This window comes from Roseimaritima multifibrata, from assembly GCF_007741495.1.
Lineage (GTDB): Bacteria > Planctomycetota > Planctomycetia > Pirellulales > Pirellulaceae > Roseimaritima > Roseimaritima multifibrata.
Map to the genome: position 1 here is coordinate 1,525,199 of NZ_CP036262.1, position 26,235 is coordinate 1,551,433.

Consider the following 26,235-nt stretch of genomic DNA (forward strand, 5'->3'; position numbering starts at 1 on the left):
CCCTAAAGAGAAGTGGGTAGGTTTCTTTCTCGCCTGCTTCTCGTCTGGTATCTTTGAGGAAAAAGGCCCTTGAAGTTAAGCTTTATGGGTTTCGGGCGCACTCGCTGAGCGACGTCGAAATCGCGGTTTGCTGTATGGATAGTCAAATGGTGGTCTCCAGCCGTTACCGCTAGGACGAGTAGGCGTCAACCATTAGGCGGAGGCATTTTTCAAGAAAGCCGCACTGGAACCCCGGTAATCTGCATTTAGGCACCTCAGCCAGTTTTTCCATAGGCAATGAGTATCCTCGCGGTATCTTGTCCATCAATAACCAGCAGGCTCGCTTGTTTTCCAAGTCGTCGCAGATTTTGTGCTTTCTGTTCTGCATCCCGAACAACCGACTCCGAAATCTTGCCAACAAACTGAATAGAAAAAATCTCGGCTGGCGAGTCGAACAGCTTCAACAGTTGGTTCCCTTGAGATCCACAGTGTTTGATCTCAAGCGTTGAGACCTTAACTCCTGGCCCTTTCAACATGAATGCGGTTGGTACTCGTAATCCATCCAAAATGACATTTGCAGTAATGAGGTCGTTCAGTTCAGCAGGGGAGTGTCGGGACGTAAATGGGATATCAAGGATCTCCTCGAATGCCGTGCGAATTCTGTCTTCGGGCCAATCGAGTACACCATTTCTTAGCATTCCATTTGCCGCCCTGGAGGAAACGTCCTTCACGAGGGAGAACGAATCTAAATCGTCAACATGCAGCCGATGTGGCCGAGTCAGATCATGCTGCAACTCGTTTTTCTGCTGGTCGATCCAGTCTCGCAATTCATAAATTGCGTTTCTAACAGCAAGCGAAATGTCGTCTTTTAGCTCCTGCTCGAAGCCTTCTCGCCGTGCACTCCCCAGTGGTAACTGTCCACTGGCTACCAACAGCTTTCGAAAATTGCGTCCTGGTTGAGCTTTCTTGTCAGCGGGTAGTCTTGCGATCCCGAGTTCCCTGCACAGGCTGGTTGCCGCCACGTTCAGTGCGTGGTCACGCGTGATCTTCTGATGAGATTGAGGAATAGGAATGTCCTTAGGGCAAATGCCATCCGCCGCTTCCAATTCACAGTCAGGCCATTGACAGTCACGTAAAGCACATTCGTAATGGCTCTCTACAGAAAAGTGTTGCTCATAGTAAAATCTGAGTTGGTCATCAAAATCGTCGTACAGCCTGATCAGTTCAGAAAACGCTGTTTTGCACATTGCGTTTGTCTCGTTAGGGGGAACTTCCGACTCTTGCCTCGAAATTATTCTACTCAAGCAATCGTGAACGCTTCGTGATTAATCAGCTGTCCTGATAAACGAATTCGCAAGACACCTTTTCCGCCAAGCTGCGAGCTTCGTTAGCGAGCCGACCTGACTATCTTACTGCCGTAAGTACGTCACTTCGAAGGCTTTGCAGGATCGGTGTTTTTGTAGGCGGTTGGAAATTGCAAAAGAATCGTTCGTGTCGTAGCGTTGGAAAACATCGAGGCCTCGGTCCAGGAGGATCTTCCATCCAGTGTCCGTGACGATGTGTCGAGCATGAATCGTCGTATCGAATGTCCATGAAAACAGGATTCCGATAGGCAGACAGTTCTTCTGGATTTTTTCAAAAAACTCGAGCTGCTTTTCGGGGCTGAATTCTTCTTCAGACGTGAGCAATTCGATTTCGACTCGTTCGTCATCGGGCTTTACACGAGCTATCGTCTCGATGAATTCCATCAAGTTGCGTGCTTGATGAAAAATTCGGACATATGGATCCGTTAATACGATCTTTTTCGCACCTACAACGTAAGGTCCAAATAAAGTGTCGAAGTCGATGCCTCGTTGATTCTCTTTCACCGTTACGTGCCCTTCTTCTGCCCCCGACTTTGCTGCCGTCGGCGATTGTTTTGTTGGCTCGATCTTGTGTGCTACCTCCTCTGTATCAGATTCGGGCTCGCCACTCTTGTAATAAATTGCTGGATACAACTCCTCTTCAAGCGTCTTCACCACCTCTTCCTGCCCCTCGGCGTTTGTGTAAGCGAAACGCACGTCAGCATACGTTTGATCGATACGCATTAGCTGGTCTTTGACTCGTTTCCGGCCCTCTATCGCAAACACGAGCAATTCTTCTAGCTCTTTCGTCGTTGCGTCTTGGTTTGGAAAAATGATCTTTACCAATCCCGAGAACGTTTTGTTGATCGCGTCGCGATCACGAGTTGAGATCTGTTCGGAGAGCTGGAAATCGTTTGCGTAGAGATGTGAGTAATCGAAGTTGCGTTGTTGCTTAAGAATCTCGGCTAGGTAATCGACCACGAAGCCGAAGTCTGACGTGTACATATCGCCGCGTAGAATATCAACTTCCCAGCCAGGAACAAAGAAATGCATTCGATCCAAGAATGCCGAGTCATGGAACTTTGTCGGTAGCTCGTCGAATAAGTCGCTGTGCCGGAGCATGTGAGCGACTGTGTGTTGTGTATTGCCAACGAACGCCATCGATGCTTCGGCGCCAAGCGTTTCAATACCTCGTGAGAACGTCTTGTTGGCCATGTAATTTTTCATGATATCGACGAGCGATTTGTCGACACGTTTGGCCTTGCCTGCGAATTCGTCGAATGCGACACAGTCCCAGTATCCCACTAGGCCAATTTTATAAGGGGCACGATTCTCGACAAATAATTTTGGTACGGACACCTCGCCCCCCGAAATCAGCATGCCATGAGGCGAGAACTCGCCATAGATATGCGATTTGCCTGTCCCTTTAGGCCCCAATTCGATCAAGTTGTAATTGCGTTCGCAGAATGGAATCAATCGCACCAGTTGCAGAAACTTGCTGCGACGCCCAAATGCGTCTGGGGTAAAGCCAATGCTTTGGATGAGAGTGTCAATCCATTCGTCGGTCGTGAACTGCTTTCGTGCAGCCAAGTACCCGTCGAAATCGAAGCTGGAAAGCTGAATCGGTTTCAGTGACTCTAAAACCCACGGTATCGATTTATCGTCGTCGTCGTGCTGGTATTCGATATCGGCGATGCACCAAACACCACCCACGAGCAATTTTTGATGCTTTTTCACGGTGCTGGCCGGCACCGCCACTTTGTTGATTCCGAGGTTGGCGAAAGTGGCTTCGTAAATATCATGCTTGTCATTCAAATTGACACTGATTCGATCGATTACTTTTCGCAGTTTTTTCTCGCGGATTTGTGAACGAACCAACCCCGCTTCACTTCGCGTCACGTAATGCTTGGCAACGATGTCCTTGACAGTTTCGATTCCCGTTTCAATCGAGTTTTCGTCGGCCGTCGCGCAGTATTGGCCAAGCAAGTATTCGAGCACGTAAGACGGCAGGACCGCATTTCCTTTAACGGCTTTGACCAAATCTTTGCGAACAACGAGACCGCCAAAATGTTCGTTGATTTTTCTGTCGAGCGGGCTCATTTGGGATGGGCTCATTTTGGATTTCCGATTCTCGATTTTGGATTATTTGCGCGAATGGTTTTTTGTGAGGCGACGACCATTGCGGTAATTTCGTCGAACTCTTTGAGAAGTTCGTTAGTCAAAATCGCTTGTAAAGGACCGCCGTAACGTGAACGGCACTGATTTGTAATCCTTGAACTGCGAAGTATCCGAGATCGGTTCTTCCATCTTCAGCATGATCTGCTGCTGGTTGTAATTGTCGGCTTGTTTGGACAGTAGCAATCGCACCTTTAGTTCTCGCTCGCGAGCGTTCTCGCTGGTCAGATCGAAAGCCAGTTCATGGCTGTCCGAAATCAGTTCTCCATCGGTTGCGTATAAACCGACTCGTAAATGGCGTGCCTGCACTTTTTCGGTTACTGGTTCCGACTGATAGAAGACCAATGCCAGCTGGCCCGTGGAGATCACGCTCGATGGCGTCGGAATCATGTCTACGTTCACCGCAGACACGTCCGACCCACGGCTCTTCTTGATCTCGATCACCGGGATAACTATTTCCTGCAACGTGCTCCCCCCATGCATGAATCGGGTGCTGCTTCCGCTCTTGCGGAAACGATTGATAGACTTCGGGACGGCAATCTGCAAATCGCCATCCAAGCCCAGTGCTTCAGATGAATAGAGATTTGCTCCCCCCGACACTTTTAAGTCTCGTCCCACGATAAATCGCCGGTCCGACGCCAAAATCTCTCCCTCGACCTGGGCCGCTGAGAAATCGCTCTCATCCACTTCATCCTGATACAAGAATCCATGGTCAGCAGTCACCACCACATTCGTGGCGTTCGCACTGGTCAGCTTTCGCACCACGCGAACCACGTCTTCCATGGCTGTCTCAGCCGCTTCAAACGCTTTACGCTCTGTCTTTTGAGTGTGTCCGATTTGATCGATCGAGTTGTGATAGATGTAGATCACGTCGTGGTCGCGGACCAGTGCTCGGACCTCCTCTTTGTTTTTATCCAAGATGTCGACTGCCTGCACAGCGAGTGCTGAGGCATCGGAAGCGATGCTCTTCGCGGCAGCTTTCAGTATTTTGTCACGGTTCACAGTGCCTGCGGTCGAAACGTCGTCCGCAATCACCGTGGTCGATTTGTCCTCCTGGATTCGTAATTGTTTGTGAGGCAGCAGTGCCCCCATCCCCAGTTGCGTGTAACTGGGAAGCGTAGTGATCATGTGATCCAGCTCGGCTTCAAATCGATCTTCCTGACGTACCCGTCGACATAATTCCTCGCCGACCTCGAAACGCATTGCATCCGAGATGATTACATAGACCTTTTTGTTCTTCTCCAATACGCGGCGCACGTATTTGTCAAAGAATCCGGTTTGCGAACGATTGCCTGGGATCCCCCATTTTTCCAATCCGTCCACTAATTCCTGCCACCGATCCCCCAGAGGCATCAAAAACGTGTTCGTGTACCGTTTGCAGATCTCGTTGGTCAGCGGTCCCAACAACGTCGCCCCGCCCGATTTGACGTTGTGGAAAATGAATTTCCGATAGACCTGGTCCAGCCTGTAGAACGATTGAATATAGGCCGATACGCCCTGCTGGAGTGAATCCAATTGAATTGAGAGTGTGTCGAGCAAATGCAGCAACTGGGCCGCATGATCCACTGCTTCATAGTAGTGTTCGTACTGCGCATACCAGTGTCCGCGACGTCGGCCACGGATCAACTGAGTGCACTCGCCAGAGGAGATCGTCTTTTTTCCGACTGCCGACGCCAGTTCGCTCAGAATTCGTTGGTCAACAAACTCAAAGTAATCCACTTCAGCCAGAGCTTTCAGATCACGGTTTTCAAGATCCGAGGAAATGCTTAGCATTTCGGCAGCCTGATGGGACAGAGTTTTAAACGCTGCTTCATGGTTTCGTGAGTCCTTCCATCTTTTCAGAAAGACAAGGGCTTCGCTTCCGAACCGAACTTCGCCGCCGACGTCCATACGGTAACAGGACTTGAATAGCTCGATCGCAAAATCCTTCACGGTGGGCGAATCGGCCGCGTACTGGTAGACGTTCTTGGTTTGCTCCCACAGAAATCCATCAAGTCCACATTTGCCGATCAGGTCGTAACGCTTTGCACCATCCCCCTTGGCAAGTTCGGCAAGCAGGTTCTCGATCACGCTATCCAAACGCGGTTCGCTGTCTGCACAATCGGCGCAGACGCCCAGCATCTTCATTGCGACCTGAGTCAATGTGTCGTTCTTGGTGACCTTCTTCTTCAGCGAGTCACGGCGTTTGGCACTATTGAAAAAGAACTCATGCCGCGAAACCAATGGCCGGAACTCATAGGGCAACTCTAACTCCGTCAGCCACAGTGAAGCCTTGTCGGTGCGAAAATCGGTGTGAGCCAACTGGACATCGAGCAGCCAGTTTTCCTTGTCCTCTGGAGGACCGCCGGTTTTGAAGACGAGGAACTTCTGCTTCGACTGCTGCCGTAGCATTCGGTACTTCAGCCCGAATTCGTTGTTGACGATTTCAACTTTTTCGACACCGGCGACCTCGACGGCGTCAAAGTCTTTGCGCAGTGAATCCTCTTCGTCGTACCAGAAGACGATACGATGTTTCGTGAAGAGTTTTTCGAGAGCTTGAATTATGCGTTCGGACATATTGTTTCAGTTTGCGTACAGTATCATTCTAAAATGTCGAAATCGACGGTCGGCAGCTACCTGCCAAGCCATCCCCCTTTCCAGACGTTCAAGCTGACTGTGATCGAATCCAACATCTCTTGGTTGGGCCTGCTGGCCTCAAAAGCGTCAGCACGTATTAAATCCGCAGCCGTGCTTACGCCTATCGCGTTCATCACCGCGAGCAGCAATTGGGTTTCGGAGACATTTCCGCCAGTTGCACTGTACAACTTTATAAAAAGTCTCAAAGCCAATTTACACTTGGCACGTAGCGTCCAGCTATTCTTTCCGAACTGTTCAATGATAGAAGTAAACGGCCATTTTGTCGGCTCCCAATTACTCAGCCGAGCGGCGGCTAGGGCGACATACGAATCCCAGAGCATTGGGGTGTAGTTCCACCCCATTAGCTTGGCAACGAATTCGTCTCTTTGCAAAGGTGTGATGGCTCCATCTTTTCGCAATTGAGCCAAAACTTTTTGTACACCGATTGAAGGCAGTTCGAAATCATGCAAAGCAGTCGTTTGAACAAACGCTTCATCCGACCAAAGTAGGTACCCCTCAACGTTGTCTGCAACGGCCATCGAATCGAGAACTGGAAATGCACCTACGTCGTCAAACGCCTCTCGGAGGTCAAGGGCAACTGAAGCTGCTGCAAACGAATCCACGACCGTACAATGTTGTTTAATATTATCGACGATCCCATTGGCAACCTCGATCCGTGTGTGCGATTCGCCCTCGGAGATCTCCTGAAAGGCAACCTGTCCACTTTCCGCGAGTGTCAGTGTTCCGGTCGAGCGATTCACACTTAGGTTTTCGGCCTCTAGTCTGAAATGCTCGAAAACCGATCGTGTAGCAACCAGCTGATATGTCCGAAGCGACTTCCACAAGCCCAGCTTCTCAATCGTTATGACCGCACTCAAGTCAAGCACCAAATGCTGGTTTTGCGTAAACGAGTTAGTCGCAAGCTCTTTTCCTTGTAACTTAACGAGATCGAAACTCGCGCGGATTCCGATGTCAGGCATCGACGCCAACACCTCATGGGCGTCGTAGAATCCAATTCCCAACCACTCGGCCAGAGCGGAAATCGGTAACGGATGGTTCCGGAACAGAGCCAAGATCGACTCGCAATGCTTACGTCGTTCTTCCAAGCTCCTTCGGATGGGGGAAAGATCCATGTCTTCGCCGTCCAACACACGGAGCATTTGAATCGTATTGGAGTGCGGAAATCTCAGCTGGAACTCCGTTAAGACTCTCTGGTAACGATAAACAAACTTTGACGAGATGGCTTCAATTGTAATTTCACGCGGCTGGATCGACTCTGGCGAGATAACTGCGATGTCGCCGATGTTTTTGCCGATAATCGCTTGAGCGAAGCCGCTATCCTCTGCAATTTCACCGTCGAAACGCTGCTCGGCAACATGCTGTTCAATGATAACGGTTTTTTTGTCACCCCCGAATTCGCGGAACGTCACCGCGCAATCAAGGCGCACGACGGTTGCATCAAGATCAAGATCACTCTTCCGCGCATGCTCCATGAACAACCATAGATAGTTGCTGTGCGATAATTCGTCTCCTTGGTTGAAACGCAACACGTCATAGGCATATCGTACTGCTGCTGAGTAGCGTTCCAAAGCAATTAGCGGGATCAGTACGCGTTTGCTCTCGTATGCCGAAACATCGTCGGTCATGGGCAGTCGAGACTCGTCCAGTTGATCGTAGCCCCCGTTCAATCGGGTTTCTGTTAGGCAAAGCCAAGCGTACAGACTGCGATCGTTTGGATGTTCGACAACCAGTTCGTGAATCAGTGCCGCCGCCTTCTTTGGCGTATATGCAAATAGAATCTGCATTTCTAATGAACGAGTCGCTTCGTTGTCGGCTTTGTTTGCCCGTAGCAACTCACAGGTTTTCAACATCACGTCATGCTGTTGAAGGCGTTGGGCACAATCCAGCAATGTCTTCGTCTCACTATTTAGTCGCGTGCTGTCTGTCCTTTGCTGCAGAAGCGGCAAAGCCTGTGCATCCTCGTCCAGATCGATGAAGACTTGAGCCAGCAGGCCAATGTAGTTCTCTGGCGAATCGGCCCTTAAATTTCGCTTGGCTTCCGCCGCGTGTTTTTTCGCCGCGACACTGTTCTTGCTCACATGTTGCAACCACGCCATGCAGCATTCAAATTCGAACGGATCAAGACGATCCTTAAGTGCATCTAATTGAACAATCGCCTCCTGTGTTTGGCAGTCGTCAATCGACCACTGAGCAACGAATCCAAGGCATTCATCCCGCCTTTGAAACTCCCCTTCTGAAAACAGGTCCAACATCGCGCCGATGAAGTCGACATCGCTATCTGGTTCACGATTGTACCGGGCGACGACAAGCTTTAGAAAACGCTGATTTAGATTGGCGTCATCAATCCCATGTTCTTGAAGAATGCGATTCGCGGTCTTGAATTTTCTCGTCGAGCACAAAAAACTGAGACATTGCTCAACATAGGGCCCTTTCTGGTCCGCCTTGTGAATGGCTTCTTCAAATGCCTCTGCGGCGTTGGGACGTCCTAACAGAAATCGTACGTTCCCTAAATTACGGCAAACGTCGGCGACTAGTCCATCAGGCAATGGCTCTACCGTCATGTCGTGGACAAGAAGGTAGTCGCGTTCGGCATGGACTAACCGCTCGGCTTTGAGTTTGGGATCGCCACTGAGGGCAAGGTTGTGATGGGCGAAGCCTCGTAGCAAATAGCCACGTGCTGAATCATTGTTGATTTCGATCGCGCGGTTGCTGTAGCGGATCGAATCCTCTGGCCGTTCGTCTTCCCTCGCTTCATCAGCCAGTGTTAGATTTAATTCCTCAGACGTGTCCAGTTGATCTTCGTACCAACTTTTTACCTCGTCGGAGTGGGGACGCGGTGCATTACGATAGGCGATCGTTGGCAGTGGTTCGGTGCGAATACCCTCTCGCAATAGTTCGCTCGCTTGTTCCCAAGCCTTGGCCTTTTTACCGAGCAGTTCCAACGCAAGCGAGCGGTTGATCCGTGCTTGGTCCAATTCTGGACGCGCATCGTATGCCTCTAGAAACCGATGGGCTGCCTCGTCAAACTGTCCGACCAGCATCAGGTATTTCGCATTGAATCGATGGACCAAGTAACGGTCGTCGGAACTCTGGTTCTCGGCGGGCATCGCGTCGATTTGCTCTAGTTCGTACTTGGCCAGCGATCTGTCATGGTTTTTTAAGTGCGTTTCGATGAGCTTGAACTTCGATTGCAGAATGTAATTTCCGGACTGAACCGAGTTTGCTGCAAACTCCGGCATTAGTTCCTTCATCACCGCCCGAAAAGATTCCACGCTTCCGTTCTTGCCCGCATTCTGCACGCGATCTCGTGCAACCGGGTCCAACTCACGCAGCTTGGTTTCGATCTCCTGCCAGGTCCATACAAACGTGGTGAAAGATTGACCGTGTTCTCGATCACGGTTGATTTCCAATACCGCGTTATCCGTATAGCGAGTCTTTTTCGCAGCGGTCAGGATATAAAACTCATCAAGCTTGAAATCACAGCTAGCGGCTTTCCTGACTTCCTCTCGGATCTCCGCGGGCGGACAAGTCTTGTGCGGTTCATGCAGTTTGCACTGTGCCGCGCGCAACGGGGTACCATGCGCCATATCGATGATGTCGATGCCGTTCTGCGACTCTCCCCGCTTGGCGTATTTCTCAAACGACTCGCACTTTAGGACAGCCTTCAGCAACCGCACGCAGAAGTCTGCAAACTCTTCGTCATGAGCGAATTGATTTGAAAAGGTCACGAATGTAGCCTCATTTACGAAAGTCCCGTCACTTTCTTGAGAGCTTTGCCGAACAGCGGGTAGTTGTGTTTGACGCCGTCGTCGAGGTCGATTTCGATCTTCTTTTGGGCGAGGGGGAACAAAGTGTCGCGTTCGTATTCTTCCAGGTCTTTGAGTTGCTTTTTGATCGCGGTGACTTCTTTGAGGGCTTTGGTTTGTTCGGACTTGGTCGATCCGCCGCTGTCGGCGACCATTTGGGCGTGGTCAGCGGCGTGGGCCAGTTTATCGCGGAAGTCGCGAAGGTATTGCAGCACGCTGCTGACGCAATCGGGACGGTAACGGTGCATATAGATCAAAGCGTTGAACGTCCCCTTCGGGCTGCTGAATAACCAGTAGATCGGCCGCTTCTTGTAAAGCTTGACGTGGTGGTTGTAGAACTCCTTGAGGAAGTAGTCGCGGATCGTCTTCCGCTTACGAGCCGTCGCGTTATCGGGATAGATTGCGTCTTCGAGAAACTTCAAGTTCTCGGCGTAGTGCTCCGTGCCGAAGGTGACCTTCAAGAACTCCTTAAAGCGTTCGCTAATGTCATCGGTGAACCAGTCCCCATCGAGCATTGGAATCACGTTGTCGTCATCGGGCATGAATGATGGCTCGGTCACCTGCTCCAGATATTCGGCCAGCGTGTCGCCCTGGTTGGCAAGGATCAATCCTGGTTTGTCGAGCGAGTAACGCCCCAGCATGCAGCCCACCGCGTAGCTGATGAACTCAATGCCATTCTTTTCGGCACTGGATTCTTCAACGGGAACACTTCCATCTAATTCTGTCTCGATTTCAAGTTCTGAAAAACTAAAGGCATCTCGAAACAGGTTATCGTTAGCATCTTCTGTTTCCTTTAGTTGCTCAACGTCACACGAGCGTTTCGCTGAGAGGGTGATCCAAGCGTTTTCTAAAAATTCGCATTTCTCCGCGATTGTTGGGTTGTGTACATAATCCCACGAAAGTTCTGATTGGTCCCAGTGGTCCTTACATAGTTCGACGCATTTGGCAGCCAGTTCACCCGCTGACTTGCTGTCGAATTTATCAGGCATTGGAACCTTTTTTACCGTCCCACATCGAAAACTCAAGCTCGGCATTACTAAGTGTGTTAGATATCTGAATGATTTGGAATTCAGCAGTGCCAGAGTTCCAAGAATGTCGTCCCCAACGACAACTGGTCCTTTCTGATCAAAAAGAAATCCGGCTGGAAAGAACTTTACCGCGAATCCGCGTGACCCAATATCTGGCCACGTGCCTCCAGCTTTGAAATAGAGGTTTTGGCTGGGCCTGACATGGCTCTTTAGCAGCTCCATTTGGCAACGGGTGATCTTGTCAAAAGCGATCACCCATTCAAGTTCGCCATACCATCGCGTAGCGGTTCCACCCTTATTGTATGGAACCCATTTCTTCTTTGATTTGTCTAGCGATTCATAGTCACTGGAGTGGGTCGTGATCCTATCACGGCTTACCTCGTGCCAGTGCCTAAGAAAACGGGGATTGTCACCTGTGTGGATTCCTTCGCGAAAAAGACCACGTGAGTCAACGCGTGGAAGCCGCTGGAATGCAGCGACGACTTGTTTCGGTGCCCAGTAGACCATGATGTCGTCCGGGAATTTTTTGAAGTCTTCTTGCAAGAAATCGAACCGGAGCTCTTCTGAATCTAGTCCGAGAGCCTTTTGCTCACCCTGACCATCCACGAGTCGGAAGAATGCCGACGTTCGGTCACTGCAGCGTTGGTCTTCAATAACAAAGGCGCAAGTCTGAACGATCTCACCGCTGATTTCAGTAAACGCACGTGTACCTAGCTGAGCAAACGTTGTGAAGCTAATTGAATCTAGCAACGTGCGTCTTAGTTCCTTGTAGGAGTCCTTAAACATCCATGTTTGCATAGTAATCATGGAAAGGAATCCACGTTTCGTGATCAGCGCCAAGAAGCGTTCAATACAGATTGCGAACAAATCCGATCTACTAACCTTATGGTTCTGACCTAACCCCTTCTTTAAGCGAGGGTTGAAGTTGGACGTCTTCATGTACGGCGGGTTCGCAACAACGACGTGATAATTGGGACTCAGATAGTCGGCTTGCCGCAGCGCCTCGAGTACTTTCTGGTGTGTATCCACCAAGAACAGGTCTTCGTCCATCTTTCGCTCGCGAAGTAGCTCCAGTACGTCGCTTACGTCCGTCACCAAGGGACGAATCAGCGAACCAAAGTTGTCCGCTTCTTCCCACTGATTCAGCGTGCCCTGCAAGCCCCCCGTGAACAGGTCGCGGCCGACCTTGTCCATGTAGTCGTCCAGTTCCTGCGGGTCGAACTTGACGTTCTCTAGCACGCAGATGTTTGGCTGGACAATTTTGCCCGCTGACAAGAAGCGGCGATATTTTTCGCGGGCTTTCATCTGCAACGCGAACGCCGCCAACGCCCCGGCTCGCTGGTCGATCTCAATGCCGTGCAAGTTATGCTTCAGGATCAACGCGGCTATCTCCGACGCTTGGTATCCCTGTTCCTCGTAGATCGCGAACAGCAGATCAAACGCGTACGTCAACATGTGACCGCTGCCGCACGCCGGATCGCAGACCTTCAATTCCTCTGGACTGGTAATCTTCAGAAAGTCCGTTTCTGGCTCCTCGGGACGGATGTAATAATCCATCCGATCGGCAAGTTTCGAGTCGGGATGGTTGAGCACCCACAACCGGCCCAATGAGTTTTCGACCAGGTAACGCACGATCCAGTGTGGTGTGAATAACTGCGTCGCTGCCGGGATGTTTTCGGGCGTGATTTTCTTGCCCTTCTTCAGCGCCGCGAAGACATCGTCTTTTTTGTCAGCGATGTAAAACTGGTACAGCCAGCCGATCACCTCGACCGATTCTTCGGTGTGCTCGGGCGAACAGTTCGCCGGCAACAGAGCCTCTCGCGCGTAAGTCGGGATGGCGCTACCGGAGAGTAAGTCTTCGGGCAGGAGCAGCTCGGTGTAGTCTGCAATCTGCTCGAACATGAATGGCATCAACGAGTGGTAGTGATTGCATGCAGCGACGAGTAATAAGCGATAGGCTTCGCCCTGCGGATCGTTACTCGGATCGGTTTCATCCAGGATGCGGATGACTTTCGCACGCGTCGCAGCCGGCACGATCTCGTCATCGATATGACCCGCCTTGGCTTCGCCAAGAATCTCCGGCAAGAACTGACCTTCGGCAGGCGATAGAATGCCGATCTTGGTATAGCGATTGACGTCCATGTAACGCAGCGCACAGAACCGGTTAAACCAGGTGTAAGCGACCGTTTCGATCGTCTGCTGTTTCCCCAGATCCGAAATCTTGGCTTCCAGATCCGCAACCGCCTTCGCATTCTCTCGCCGCGCAAGGCTCCCCTCAGCCAAGACCGCTTTCATCTTGGTGCCGACCTGCTCGATCAGTGCTTTACGAGCGAAGGAAGCGAACTTGCGAAGTTTGGAGGTTTCCATGTTCGGATTTTGGATTTTCGTTTGGGGATTTTGAATTGAGTTAGTTGAACAGGTCGGTTATTTGGGGTGGTGGTCAATCGTCAGTCGAAAATCGCCAATCCAGAATCGCTTTGTCCAATAGACGAACAGAGGAACCCTAAGAAAAACGGGGTTTCCTGCACATTTCACGTCCGATACGGCATCGCTTTGTCCGAGACATGAACAGAGGAAACCAAGCAAAAGACACGATTTCCAGCTTTTGAATGCGGCCAGCCTGGCAGTGCTGTCCGCGAGAAAAACAGAGAAAATGCCGAGGAAAACGCCTTTCACGGAAAACCATCCTCGATGAACCAGTGCCCTTTGTTCGAGAGCGAAACAGAGGATGCAAGTACCTCCGGTAGGTGGTGCACAATGCGAAAGGTTCATCATTCCATGTCCTCCGGGGGGCCGGGGAAATACTTCGTCCACCGGTTTTCCCCTTGTGAGTGAGCCCGTCCTTCAGCTTCAAGTTCTTTCAATAAACGACGAAGCGTTTTCCGCTCCTCGCGCGCCAGTACTTTCTGCAACTCGCTCATGTGCAGTCCATCAATCCGGTACTTCGTCAACTCGTTTTCGAGACGCTCCTTTTTTAGTTCCCTTTCTCGGAGACGATCGTAGACTTGGATTCGATCGGTAAACTCGTAGTACAATCGCGGCAGGATGAATCGCCCGCCCGAGGCACGTTCGATCAGCCTGAGTTCACGCAATCGCTCCAACGCCTCTTGCGAACACGACGGACGCTCCTTTTCCAGACTGAATGCCTCTAACGCAAGCCACTGCTCAGTAGAGAGCGGTTCGAGAACTTCTCGCTTGCATTTCAGAATGAATCGCACAAAGGCCCGATTCAGTACTTGGCCCGCCATTACGACGCTTACGGTGTAGGCATCTGAGCCCGAATAATCGGGCGTCCGTTTGCTGTCGCGAATCGCGAGTTGGTACATCAAATCGACACCTTGGCCGGCCCGCTCGACCAAGCCGCATTTTCCGAAGACTTCAGCAATGCGCCGGTTACGCGGCGATTGACGAACGAGAATATTCGCGGGGTTGATCTCAGGAACAAACCCGCCTGGACTGTCGAGTTCAATGTGCTCGGGATACTGCCGAATGAAGACATTACTTCCGAGTTGATAGTTGCGGTGACTGACGGCGTTCAGAATTGCCTCGCGCACCGCACGTTCCTGGAACGTCTTGACCTCAAGGATAAAGGGGCCGTCTTCGTAATGCTGTTTATCATTGCGTAAATTGACCAACTCCCACAGACGATCGAAGTAGAGGAAAAATCCTTCGGTGAATTCCTCTCGCTGGTTTGCGGCACCTGCTGCGTTGCTGGACCGGTACTCGAACACAACTTCTGCGCGGGCCAGATGTTTTCGGACTGCTTCGCGTGTTCCGAATAAGATCAAAGCAGCGAAGGTCACGCCGTCGTCACTGGCAACTTCGATATCACGCAGCAACTGATCGAGTGACAACGAGGCCAATTGTTGATTGCTCGTTTTCAACATCCATCTTGTGCGAAAATCTTCGATCGCTTGTTTTGATAGATCTTCGATTTTCAGTTGCGGGCAAATGTCGGCAGAAAAATCGTGCCCAGCTTCGGCGTAGATCTCTCGCAGACGCTCGCCAGACATGCCGACCAAGCTTTCATCTTTCCGTACCAAAAATTTGCCGCGAAACTGCATTGGAATTCCGACTGGACGACTCGGAACATGAAAAACAAGCACTCTGCCAGCCGGGTGATTGATGATGTCAAAACGGATCCCCAGATCGAGCCGCTGGTTGAGTTGGCTGCGCGTCTGTTCGGGCTGTGGAAAGGCGGTTGAACCGACGACTTCTCTCGGACGTCTGTCTGAAACGCCGAGGATGATTTTCCCGCCGCCTTCGTTTGCGAGCGCAACGCAATACTCCGTCAACTCATCGAGACCGTACCGAGTGCGTGCAGTCTTGAACTCCAGGTTTTCCCCTTCGGTTTCCTGCATCCATTGTTCAAGCTTGGAGGTATCTGCCATCTGCGTGCTTATCAGAAATTAATATTGGGGCGTTGGAAATTTACGTTGACTGCGATGAAGTTTCACTGATGCGCCGTGCCGGCCAGTTCGGAAAATTTGCATTCCACAATTCCAAGTCGTATACCTGGCAATCCTCGATGAACGCGCGTTTCCATCGGTTCGTTGGGCAGCCAAGCGGCGGCAAGAGAGCAGCTATCTTGTCGCCAAACTCGAAGGCTAGTTCGGAGTCGATGGTAAACAGGCTGTAGTACCGAATCGGCTTCAATGCTTTTTGCTCGGCCCATCCGTACACGAAGGAATCAATCAATTTGTTAGCGAAGCTCTGCGCTAACGATCCGTCTTCGTATTTCTCGATAATCTGTTGGATCCCTTCTGGCCTGGCATTTGGATGGGATGGATCTTTGATCTCAACGTAGGTAACGAATTCAGGCATCTCGACGATCAAGTCAACACGTCGCATGGCTCCAAGTCCGTGAAATTTAGGAAGTTCGGGCTTCATCTGATCGAACACAAACCCGTCTATCGCATCGGTAAAGTCGATCTCAATGTCTCGATCATCGGTCAAAATCATTTCGTTACCTCGCCGATTCGTTTTTTCAATTGAGCCTTGCTCAGTTCATCAAAGGTATCGGCGATCGGGTTTGGCTCGATTTTTCGATAATCCTCCGTTGCAGATACACGGACGCCGCAGTTTTCTTCCGCTCGATGTAACGAGTGGAACCGTACGTGGTCTCCTTGCGTTCTGTCGGTTAGTAAGTCGATCCACTTCAGCATGAAATAATCGTGTGTAGCGATAATGACTTGTTGATTGCTTCGTGTGAGAACCAGTAAGACATCGACCAGCATCCTCATCAGACGAGGATTCATGTTGCATTCTGGCTCGTCCCAAAATAACGGGCCGCTGACGCCTGGATCTAGCGACTGGTTCGCCAGTAAATGTTGCAGGACTCCTATCTTGCGGAAACCTTCGGCTGTCATATGCCCCGATAACTCTTCAAATGTTGCCTTTTTGAATACGGTCTCACGTAAGATGCCTAAATCTTTTTGCTCTTTGACGCGGCGGTCGTCATAAATGCCGGGAATAAACCGCATTTTTCGATTGACCATCGAAAATTTCCCGCCTACTGCCTCAGCGATTTCAGGGAAGACATGTCCAAAACGCGGATCGTTGTTGAGCCGGTCACTGATTTCATCGGGAGCGGGCTGGCTTAATGAATCTAAAAGGTCTCGATAGGTAGCATCGAAAATCAGGTCGAGCGTTGAATCATCAGCATCTTCGGAGGTCGTGCCGTCTAAAAAGGACAGAACTTCTTTTGTTGGGATAAAAACTGGTTTCCCCATCGCCGCTGAGCTTGGCCTTTCTCGATGCACAGTCGCGTACGTGTCGCGAGATGAAAATCTCACTTCTAAAGACTCACCATCGGCATACAAGGCGTTGATATAAGTCTCATCCCGTGCACCAAAGCGAGCCATCCGACCTAACCTGTCGTTTGCAGGCTTAAAGATTCGGACAAGATTGTTGCTGATGTCCCTTGCAACGGTCTTATTTGGTTCATCACTACCAACAACTAGCTTGCTTTTGGCGCATGCGAGTCCGTATCCTGCTTTTAGAAGATGCGTCTTCCCCAGGCCATTGGACCCGATGATGACATTCATCTTAGGCGATAAATCGAGCTCAACCTCACCCATGGTGGTTAGATTAGCGATGTTCAGTTTGTCGATCACAAGCGAATCCGTTTCCCTTCTTTGACGGCCCCTGCCATCGCGTTGCGTAATTTGCCGATGTAATGGTCTACGTCTTCGGTTGTCTCCAACCAAGGCTTGTCGAAATTTACCTCAAGGTGACTCAGCCCGATGAACTCAATGGGCGGTTTCCATTCCGGTTTGAGATCCCCATTCTTCGGTTCGTCTTTTGGGTCGGGCTTGGGAGCAGTCCACTGCGTGACCTTGCCGAGAATCTGGGTGTAGGACTTGTTCTCGAACCGTGCCGCAGCTTCGCGGACGACGGCGATGATGGGTTGCTTTTGGATCTGATCGACCGTGTCTTTAACAATCGCGTCGATTTCGTCGCGTTGCTCGGTTGTCAATGTGTCGTAGCCAGGAATTGCTTGCAGTTTTTTAACTCGCGATGTCACAGCTTCCTCAGCGGCGGCGCGGGCTTCGTTCGCCAACGTCTCCAAACGCGACTTCAATGAATCGACGAGCGTACGGACCTGCTGCATTGAGTTACCTGCGTAACACTTCGGGTCGGCCAGAATTTTCTTGAGATCTTTGGATTCATCGCCATCGAGATAGGCGAAGTTTGTTTCGTTGCGGGCGAGAAATTGTTTTGCCTCGGCGAACAGGCTAGCGTTCGGCCCCGACATGAACCGCCGGATCGGGTCGAGCAAGTCTTCTTTCAGATCTAGCAAGCGATCCCGCTCGCCATCGAAATCGGAAAGGAAATGTTTGTACGACTTCTTGCCGAGTTTTTTGAGCTCATCGATCGGGTCGGTGAGGGCATCGAGAAACGGGTAGGCGTGTGCTTGGACAGCAAGGCCACGCAAGTCGTCGCACAACGTCACAAAGGATTCGGCGGTTTCGCTGCCAAGTGCTTTGGCTTCGTTAGCATGCGGAGGCTGGTCGAAAAATTGTTCGTGGAATTCTCGTAGAGCTCGTGTCTGGCTGGCACTGAAGACCACCTGAGGCTCCAGCACCATATTGCCGAACTTGCCAGTGTTCTTCAGATGTGCGAGCAATGAAGAGCCGCCTAGCAATTGACCGTCGCTGCGGACTTCGACCTTGCCGCGTGCGATCAATTTGGCCAGAACGCACTGAATCGCAGGCAACGGCCATCCGTACGGTTTGGTTTCAAAGTCCTCGACCAACTTCTTGACGGTCGGGCGAATGCCTTTGTTCACACTCAGAGTGATAGAACTAAGCATTTCGCTTTCGGGCTCGGTGATGACGGCGGCGTCGTTACCGAACAGCCCATCACTGGATTGGTTCAGGCAATCTTCGATTTGGGCTTCGGTGAAGTTGACGCCACGAAGCATCCGAAGATTGGTGTAAGTTTGCTCGACGAGTATTTCAAAACCGTCGTGCAAACGCAGGCCAGGATCTTCTTTGGTCGACTCGACCTCACTGCCGACAACAAACATTGTTGACTTGCCCATCAACGCTTTGACATGCTCGACGAGTTGGCGTTCACGGTCCTGGTTGGCGGTCGTTTTATTGCTCAGAATCCGTTTGACGTTTTCTTTTTTGGTCGTTTGATAGTTTTGGCCGACGTACTTAGCAGTTTGCTTCATCAGCGTCAGGTCGCGGATTAATCGAGCGTCCGCTGGCAACATCACGGTCACTTCGTTTCGACCGATGTAAGCCATTTTGATTTGATCGGGATTGTCGCAATGCTCGTGGAACGGGCTGATGACGTGAACACCAAGCTCGTATTCTCGGCCGTACATCTTGTCATCCAACTTCCGCGTGAACGAAAAGTCTCGCTTGTTGGGTTCGTAGCGGAGCTTTCGACCTTTTAGCACTTTTTCAAAGATGATCTTGTGCAGCTCGTCAGCGACTTCGCTTGAGTCAACCTCGGTGTTCTTGATCTCCTGCTCGACATTTTTTTCTTCGTCGGTTAGGAATTCGTAATAATCCCCACTCCGTTCAATGTAGACCTGGCTTTCAAGCAAGCTTAATGCCTCCTCCACATCCTTCTGCAACAGGCCGACATCCTGATCGAAGCTCTCGATCATCAGCACGCTAAGATTATGGACGGATGCCCTAAACTCTTTAACGTACTTGACGAGTAGCAGCACTTTCAAAAGTTTGACTGCCAGTGCATTGTCAAGGTTTTTCTCCGCAATACGGACCGACAATAGGTGGCTTTTCAGTGCTGAACTGATCCCCTTGTACATCAGGTCGAACGTCGCCAATTTTCCGATTGGGTCATCGGCAATCGTGATGGCGACTTCTTGGAAAACGCCCAGCATGGAACGCTCGCCGACACTGCTGTGTTTTCCCTCAAACGCATTGTGAGCAGACAGCCCACGAATGGCCAACTGGAATAGCTCGAACTGATACGGGATAAACGGGTAGCAGTTGAAGAAGTGCTCTTCGTCTTGAAAGTTACGGTACTTTTGACCGTCCGCGAACTCAAACAGAGTCCGAAAGTTGTTGACCTCTTTATCATAGACCGGCTTTAGCTGCTGCTCGCCGTTTGCTGTTTTTAGCAGCAATCGTTTCTGGATGACCTCCGCAACGTTGGTGCTGGTCAGTTTCATTCGGTTGGCAAATCTAGCTTGGATTTTGGAGAAGTCGTTTGACTGCCCTTTCGTCATTTCACCAATAACATTGGTCATGTCCTCCTGCGCCGTGACGATGATCCAAGCGCGGCCACGGCACTTTGTCGCTAAGCTTTCTGCGATCGTTTGCAGGTTGGTCATTAGCTTGGTGTTGTCGGCAATATACTGCCCTACTTCGTCAACGAAGAAATTCAGCCGAAAGTCCTTCCCTAGGGTACCTTCTTTGCTGTCGATGTAGGATTTGACTTGCTCTGCAAAGTCCTCGATCGACAGGCTGTAATCGTCCTTGTGCTTCCCGATCACACCGCTGACGCTTTCACCGGTCACGTCAGTAAATGCTTTATCGACATGACTTCCAACACGCAGGACACGCTCTCGACCTATTTCCCAAGCGATCCCCGCATGTTTTTCGAAAGCTTGACGAAATGGCAGCAGTAAGCCGTCCTGATCAAGGTGACGCTCGAAGTTCGCGATATAGCCTTGCTTTCCGTAATATCCGCATTTCTCGTCGAACACTTTCACGAACACAGCCAACAATGCATCGACGTCCTTCTTGCTGATGACGTCCGCCTTTTGATCGATGTTAAACAGGATGCTTTCACTGGGGATAGCAAGTCCTTTGTCGATCCGGCCGACAAGCATGGTGTCCTTAATTTTGCTGCGCAGCGTTTGGCCGACATCCAATCCGTCGACCTGGCGACCGGAGAGCAATAACGCTAGCATTTTTAACAGATGCGATTTGCCAGAACCGAAAAAGCCGGAGAGCCAAACTCCATTGGCATTCTGGTAATTGGTGTAGGCTTCGAGAAAATCGTCTAGTCTACGTTCGATCTCGTCGGTAAAGACGTATTCTTCGACTTCGGTTTTCAGCCCCGCATCGTCATCGGCTTTGATGACACCTTCGATTGGCCGGTCGATTTTGTATTCAAAAATGTCGCGCAGTTGCATAGTTCTGTGTTCCGTTTGGCCGATGGCCATGTCATCGTTGCCCGGAGCAACGCCCCGTGAAATGGTCTAGATCTCTCGCTCATAGAGATTGAACGCACGATAGTATTTGTCGTCGCGAAGGCGGCCAAACAGATCGAGCGACGCTCCCTCTTCAAGTGAGTGGGAGTAATCTCCAGGGAAAAACATGATCGTGGGACGTTCCTTCGCTACACGCTGTAGGTTATTCAAGACCGTGTGGGATCGGATGTAAGGGAAGACCTCTCCGACTCCAGTCAAAAACATCACCTCGAATTCAGCATCTTTTATCTTAGCCTCGATCGCGGGCGCCAACTTCGTCTCCGCGTCTGTCAGGCTTTGCAACGCTTCTTTCAAATCGTCTTTGCTGTGTTCGGCCTCGTGTTCAAGCCAGAAGTCCCAGTCGCCTAGCTCATCCGATAGTTCCTTAGCGAGGTCGTAAAGGTTGACCTCGATAATGTGAATACCGTCTTTCTTCAGTCGCTTCATTAACATTTGCTGGAGCCCCTGCATGTCATTTTCTTCCGTGGGGCAGTATGGAACAACGAAAAACGGCACTTCGTTGCCGATGCCTTCCATGCGTTGAAACCGCTGACTGCAAATCACTTTACGGATGTGCTCGAAGCGTTCAGGGATCGATGCGGTTTGTAAACCACGAATCATTCGCGGCGACTCCTACTGCGGTATGGCGACGGGGAAGAACTGGAAATGGTCGCGGGAGTCTTCCAGAATCACGGACTGAACTTCTTGCGACATCAACGGCGGCAAAATGATGCCGTCGGCCGTGACCATCTCGGACTCACGGAGCATTCGCATCATAACACTTTGTAATTTGGTTCGCGTGCTATCCGCGAGATTTTCGATTTCATCATGCCAAGCGGATTTTGCGTCGAGAAAACAACTTACGTCAGCCGCAGCGATAAAGAGGTCTAGCTGTAAATATTTGGCTCGCAAAACTTCGCGTGCGAAGTCGGCAAGTGCTTGGTAACGCAGGCAACATGCAAGCCACAGTAAAAGCTTTTGGTCTAGGCGGGACCCGCTAGCCAATAAAGCCATTTCCCTCGCTGTCAAATGCTCCAGTCGCTTACGCACCTCGCGGAGCTTTCGCTGTGTCGTACTGACTGTCCGGCTCTGCAGCAAATTCCCTTCAGCAATCTCATCGACCACATGCTGCCAGTCGCCACGTACACTCGCGTAGACTTCCGCAACCACAATGGATTCGTGGTAGAGAAGTCCTCCAGCGGAAAACGATAGGACGTAGCGGTTTTCGATCATCTAGGGCTAACGAGCGTTTTTTGTCGGGTTTGCGGATTGGCCCAATTGCAGCACTGCTATCAGCCTTGCACCTGCCACCCGATCCACACTATGCAGGCGTCAGCAAATCATCAAGCTCTTGTTGTTCGAAGGAGCGATAGCCATTCTCCGGGGCGGCGGTGGGCGTAAGTTTGTTGACGTTTCCCCATTGCACCACGATTTTGGTCCCCCCCCAAGATACTTTGTATCGCCCGATACGCGAAGAAAGTCATGTAGTCTCGCCATTCCCCGCTTTTGTGGCCACCTAGATACTTGCCCCTGTCATGCAAACCCTACCAAATCGCCGTGTTCTTGCCCATCGGAGGGAGGTCAATTTGGTAGTTTCAGGACAGCCTGAGGTCGTCGCAGTGGTTGGTGGAATTAGAAGTTAGCGAGTAGTCCCCGCAGTCGCTTGGCTAAGTAACGGTCATCTTCCGGTCGTGATCGTATCCGGGAGCGGAAGGGTCGTTGTAGACGCAAAGAACTACGGAGTTGTACCAGTCACTGACCAAGTGATGCTGCCGTAAGATTTCATGGACGTCTTGTCGAACTCCACCAGGGTTGTGCCATTCACCATCGACCATGGTCTCGATAATATCTTGCCCGCCAGGATCGACGAAGAGGCTCTTGCCTAGCCTCGTGACCTGGGCTGACAACCCAAACGCAATGTGTGGTTCCACCGATGGATTGTAGATGTCCCAGTCCAGTGGCTCTGCTCCCAGTTCAACTAGCTTTTCAAATGCCAGACGGGCTTCATTCGTCATCATGTTTTGACTCCGTGTTTTGTGAGGCATGAACACGATCATTTTAGCAATGGAAATCACAAATGAAACAGGTTCATAAATCTGTGGATAGGTGCATCGTGAACCGTTGCGCGTTCGTGTCATGCGTGTCAGGTTGGTTGGGGCCTAAGCAGTGCTTAGGGGACAAGCCTATCTCTAAATTCTTGTTCTAGTTCTTCGTAATGCTATTGTCATTTGACCCTTCATGAGGTGGTCCATATCCTTCTACATGCTCATCGCCACACAGTCCCGTAACATCGCATCAACCAGCCAGTACTTCGATAAAGTGCTGACCCAGGGTGACTACTACTTGGGACAAGAAATCAACGGTCAGTGGCACGGAAAAGGTACCGCTCTACTCGGGCTTCAAGCCGGTGCTGACGTTACTAAAGAACAATTCACGCGTCTGCTCTCCGGTCATCATCCAATCGATGACACGCAACTGACGCAGCGAAACCGAAGTGATCGACGACCGGGAATGGATTTGACATTTTCGGTTCCTAAGAGCGTTTCACTAACTTGGGCGATCAATAGCGATGAACGTCTTGTGGATGCTCTTCGTGAAACAGTGCGAGAAACTATGGAGCTGGATGTTGAGCCGCTGATGCAACGTCGCGTCCGACAAGGAAAGCATGCGGTAAGCGAACAAAAAGCGACCACCGGCAAATTGTTGTACGCCGATTTCTTACATAAAACGTCACGTCCCGTCGATGGTCATCCTGACCCACATTTGCACGTCCATGCTTTCGTCATCAATTGGACGGAGGATGGCGGGAAACACTATGCAGGCCAATTTGAAGAGATTGTCAGGCAGCGCCCATCGTTACAGGCAAAATTCGAATCAAGGCTTGCACGGCGTCTGCGAGATCAATTGGGGTATGACGTGCGGCCGACTCGCTACGTTCAATCTGGACGCGTAAAAGCAGGCTGGGAGATCACGGGGATCGAAAGATCGACTGTTGAAAAATTTAGCCGTCGCACTGCCCAGGTAGAGCAGCATGCACTTGAAAAAGGTGTTTTTGATGCAGGTTCGAAAGCTAAGTTGGGCGCAAAAACTCGGGAAAAGAAGAATAGCGGCGAGAATGTTCCTTCGCTTCGGTCGCAGTGGAGAAATCGACTATCGCAGGAAGAGATTGAGATGTTTTCGAAGCTGAGCAAGCAAAGAGGTGCAACGCGTGCTGACGACGGGGATGCGGAGCGATCCCTGAAATACGCTTTGGATCACCACTTGTATCGCAGCAGCACGGTAGAACGCCATCAGATCATTGGAACGGCACTAGAGCATGCGTTGACGATATCACCAGAAGCGATGGAAAAGGCATTGGACCAGCTGAAAGTGATTCGCCGCGACACGAGCCACGAAGGTATCCAACGGAGCTACATCACGACGCGTGAAGTTCTGGACGCGGAGCGGCAGATGATTGCCTATGCTCGTGATGGCAGAGGCACCCGAGCGGCAATCAGCGAAACGCCGCATGAATTCAAGCGTGATTGGTTGAATGAGCAGCAAAAGAGTGCGGTTCAGGACGTGCTGAAATCACGGGACACGGTGACTGCAATCTCGGGAGGTGCGGGGACTGGAAAGAGTTCATTGATGGAGGAAGCTGCCGAAGCGATCGAGAAAGCCGGTCGCAGTGTTTTCACTTTTGCTCCCAGCACCGGCGCAAAGGAAGTCTTGGAGAAGAAAGGATTCAAAAACGCACAAACGGTTGAACACCTTATCCGCAACGAAAAACTACACGTGGAGTTGAAGAACCAAGTGATTTGGGTCGATGAGGCTGGGTTGCTGGATGTGCGTTCCATGAACGCTATCTTTGACATCGCGAAAAATGGAAACTCGCGTGTCGTCCTCTCGGGCGACACGCGGCAGCATGCCTCGCCCCGCCGTGGTGAAGGCATGCGGTTGCTTGAACGCGAAGCAGGAATGAGGATTGCACGGGTCGAGACCATTCAGCGTCAGAAGGGGCGGTATCGGGAAGCGATCGCCCAGATTAGCCGTGGGCATGAAATCGACCCGGCGTCGGGCAAGAGCGGTCTAATTGCTGGCTTTGATGCACTGGATCGCATGGGGAAAATTATTGAAATTGATCCCGAGAAGAAAACCGAAGCTCTGGTCGAAAACTATCTGAAAACGAGCGACAAAGGAAAGTCATCGCTTGTTGTTGCTCCAACGCACCGTGAAGCAGCCGAAGTCACGGAGCAAATCCGTGACAGTCTGCGTGAGCGAAAGGAATTGGCGGAGGATGAGCATCGTTTCTTGCAGCTGAAATCGCTGAATTTGACGGAAGCCGAGAAAGGAGAAGCGACCACCTATGAGCATCAGCAAGAGTCTGTTGTGCAGTTTCATCAAAATGCTTCAGGGGGAATTAAACGCGGTTCACGCTATTTGATCGCGGGGGCAGCCGGTAAGGAAATTTTGATGCGTCCGGTTGATGGTGGCAAAGAGCAGCCGTTGCCGCTGTCAAATCCGAGTCGATTTGAAGTTTATCAACGAACCGAGATCAAACTAGCTGCTGGGGATCATGTTCGGCTGACGCTCGGTGGAAAGGCACTGAATGACAAGCGGCGCCTAAGCAATGGTCGCCTGGATCAAATTTCGGGTTTCACCGAAACGGGAGATCTGAAAATGAAGAGCGGTGCAGTCGTCAGCCGCGACTACGGTCACGTCGATCATGGCTATGTGATAACAAGTCATGCTAGCCAAGGAAAAGATAGGGATGTGGCAATCGCGTCGATGGGAGCCGATTCATTGCCGGCCGTGAATGCTCGTCAGTTTTATGTTACTGCGTCCCGTGGGCGTGAGGATCTTAAGATCTACGTTGATGATAAAGCGAAAGTGCGGCGGGCAATTGTTCGGAGTGGAGAGCAATTATCCGCCAGCGAACTAATTCGCTCGACCATGCCCCCGGAATCGCCTGCCAAAACCGTCGTCCCAAATTTGGGACGAGAGCGCCAACGGCAACGAGCTGTCGCTGCATTCCGTACCAGAATAAGAGCGTGGTGGACGCAGTCACGGAGCCTCGTACGACGACAAGATACCCGAAAGCCAATTGCTGACCACGGCGAGCGCCCCAACCGTTCAGTGTTTCCTCAAACCGACCGCGACCGGAGATAACAATGGGAATTGCAAACAAAGCGTTTCAGCGTCAACAATCGGGGCGTCTTCACGCCGTCCCAAATTTGGGACAAGAGGATTTTCCGTATGAGAGGATCCAAAATGGAGAGATTCCACCGATGATGTTCCAGTTGCGATTTAGCGATGGGCGACGGTACAGCTACGCTTATAGCGATGTTCGGGAAATCTACCGCCGTGATGCTGGACATGTCGAAATCATGGTCTTAGGACGCACGGACTTGCTGTTGACTTTCCAAGGTCGAAAACTAGACGAGCTGGTCAACCTGTTTGGCAGCGGAAAAATAAAGTGGGTTCGGGAACGCGACCCCCGCAGCATTGCAGCGCAAGATGACGCAATTGAAGTGGATCGGCTAACGATTGAAGTTGCACCACCTCCAGCACCTAACAGCGTAACAGCGTAAACACGTTGTTACGGCACG

General features: G+C 51.0%; 14 protein-coding genes. 2 read left to right on the forward strand and 12 right to left on the reverse strand.

What is annotated here, in order from left to right; all coding sequences use genetic code 11:
- Positions 1 to 254 precede the first annotated feature (254 nt).
- From FF011L_RS05740 to FF011L_RS05795, 12 genes are all read right to left on the reverse strand, one after another.
- Positions 255 to 1,226, reverse strand: coding sequence for a hypothetical protein (locus FF011L_RS05740; RefSeq protein ID WP_145350718.1), 972 nt, complete (start codon positions 1,224 to 1,226; stop codon positions 255 to 257).
- A gap of 162 nt (positions 1,227 to 1,388) precedes the next feature.
- Positions 1,389 to 3,437, reverse strand: coding sequence for a BREX system Lon protease-like protein BrxL (gene brxL / locus FF011L_RS05745; RefSeq protein ID WP_218933033.1), 2,049 nt, complete (start codon positions 3,435 to 3,437; stop codon positions 1,389 to 1,391).
- A 99-nt stretch (positions 3,438 to 3,536) separates the two neighbouring features.
- The gene (pglZ, locus tag FF011L_RS05750) at positions 3,537 to 6,053 is read right to left on the reverse strand and encodes a BREX-1 system phosphatase PglZ type A (RefSeq protein WP_145350719.1); all 2,517 of its coding nucleotides are present in this window, start codon (positions 6,051 to 6,053) and stop codon (positions 3,537 to 3,539) included.
- Between the two features lie 56 nt (positions 6,054 to 6,109).
- On the reverse strand, positions 6,110 to 9,862 hold the full coding sequence (locus FF011L_RS05755) for a GreA/GreB family elongation factor (protein ID WP_145350720.1): 3,753 nt from the start codon (positions 9,860 to 9,862) through the stop codon (positions 6,110 to 6,112).
- A 14-nt stretch (positions 9,863 to 9,876) separates the two neighbouring features.
- Positions 9,877 to 13,335: a BREX-1 system adenine-specific DNA-methyltransferase PglX gene (gene pglX / locus FF011L_RS05760; RefSeq protein ID WP_145350721.1), complete on the reverse strand. Its 3,459-nt coding sequence runs from the start codon at positions 13,333 to 13,335 to the stop codon at positions 9,877 to 9,879.
- 404 nt (positions 13,336 to 13,739) lie between these two features.
- Positions 13,740 to 15,359, reverse strand: coding sequence for an ATP-binding protein (locus FF011L_RS05765; protein WP_145350722.1), 1,620 nt, complete (start codon positions 15,357 to 15,359; stop codon positions 13,740 to 13,742).
- A gap of 40 nt (positions 15,360 to 15,399) precedes the next feature.
- Positions 15,400 to 15,930, reverse strand: coding sequence for a hypothetical protein (locus FF011L_RS05770; protein WP_218933034.1), 531 nt, complete (start codon positions 15,928 to 15,930; stop codon positions 15,400 to 15,402).
- Positions 15,927 to 17,084, reverse strand: coding sequence for an AAA family ATPase (locus FF011L_RS05775; protein ID WP_145350723.1), 1,158 nt, complete (start codon positions 17,082 to 17,084; stop codon positions 15,927 to 15,929). Before FF011L_RS05775 ends, FF011L_RS05770 begins: the two co-directional genes overlap by 4 nt.
- On the reverse strand, positions 17,081 to 20,590 hold the full coding sequence (gene brxC, locus FF011L_RS05780; RefSeq protein ID WP_145350724.1) for a BREX system P-loop protein BrxC: 3,510 nt from the start codon (positions 20,588 to 20,590) through the stop codon (positions 17,081 to 17,083). The genes FF011L_RS05775 and brxC overlap by 4 nt, the downstream gene beginning before the upstream one ends.
- A 66-nt stretch (positions 20,591 to 20,656) precedes the next feature.
- Positions 20,657 to 21,268 (reverse strand): DUF1788 domain-containing protein, encoded by a 612-nt coding sequence (locus tag FF011L_RS05785; RefSeq protein ID WP_145350725.1) that lies wholly within the window; start codon positions 21,266 to 21,268, stop codon positions 20,657 to 20,659.
- A gap of 12 nt (positions 21,269 to 21,280) precedes the next feature.
- Entirely contained in the window at positions 21,281 to 21,880 is a 600-nt protein-coding gene (locus tag FF011L_RS05790; protein WP_145350726.1) for a DUF1819 family protein, read from the reverse strand.
- 434 nt (positions 21,881 to 22,314) lie between these two features.
- On the reverse strand, positions 22,315 to 22,785 hold the full coding sequence (locus FF011L_RS05795; protein WP_246109765.1) for a hypothetical protein: 471 nt from the start codon (positions 22,783 to 22,785) through the stop codon (positions 22,315 to 22,317).
- Between the two features lie 124 nt (positions 22,786 to 22,909).
- On the opposite strand from FF011L_RS05795, the gene mobF reads away from it, so the two are divergent.
- Positions 22,910 to 25,795, forward strand: a complete 2,886-nt coding sequence (mobF, locus tag FF011L_RS05800) for a MobF family relaxase (protein WP_145350727.1) — start codon at positions 22,910 to 22,912, stop codon at positions 25,793 to 25,795.
- Between the two features lie 2 nt (positions 25,796 to 25,797).
- The gene (locus FF011L_RS05805; RefSeq protein ID WP_145350728.1) at positions 25,798 to 26,217 is read left to right on the forward strand and encodes a hypothetical protein; all 420 of its coding nucleotides are present in this window, start codon (positions 25,798 to 25,800) and stop codon (positions 26,215 to 26,217) included.
- The last annotated feature ends 18 nt before the right edge of the window (positions 26,218 to 26,235 follow it).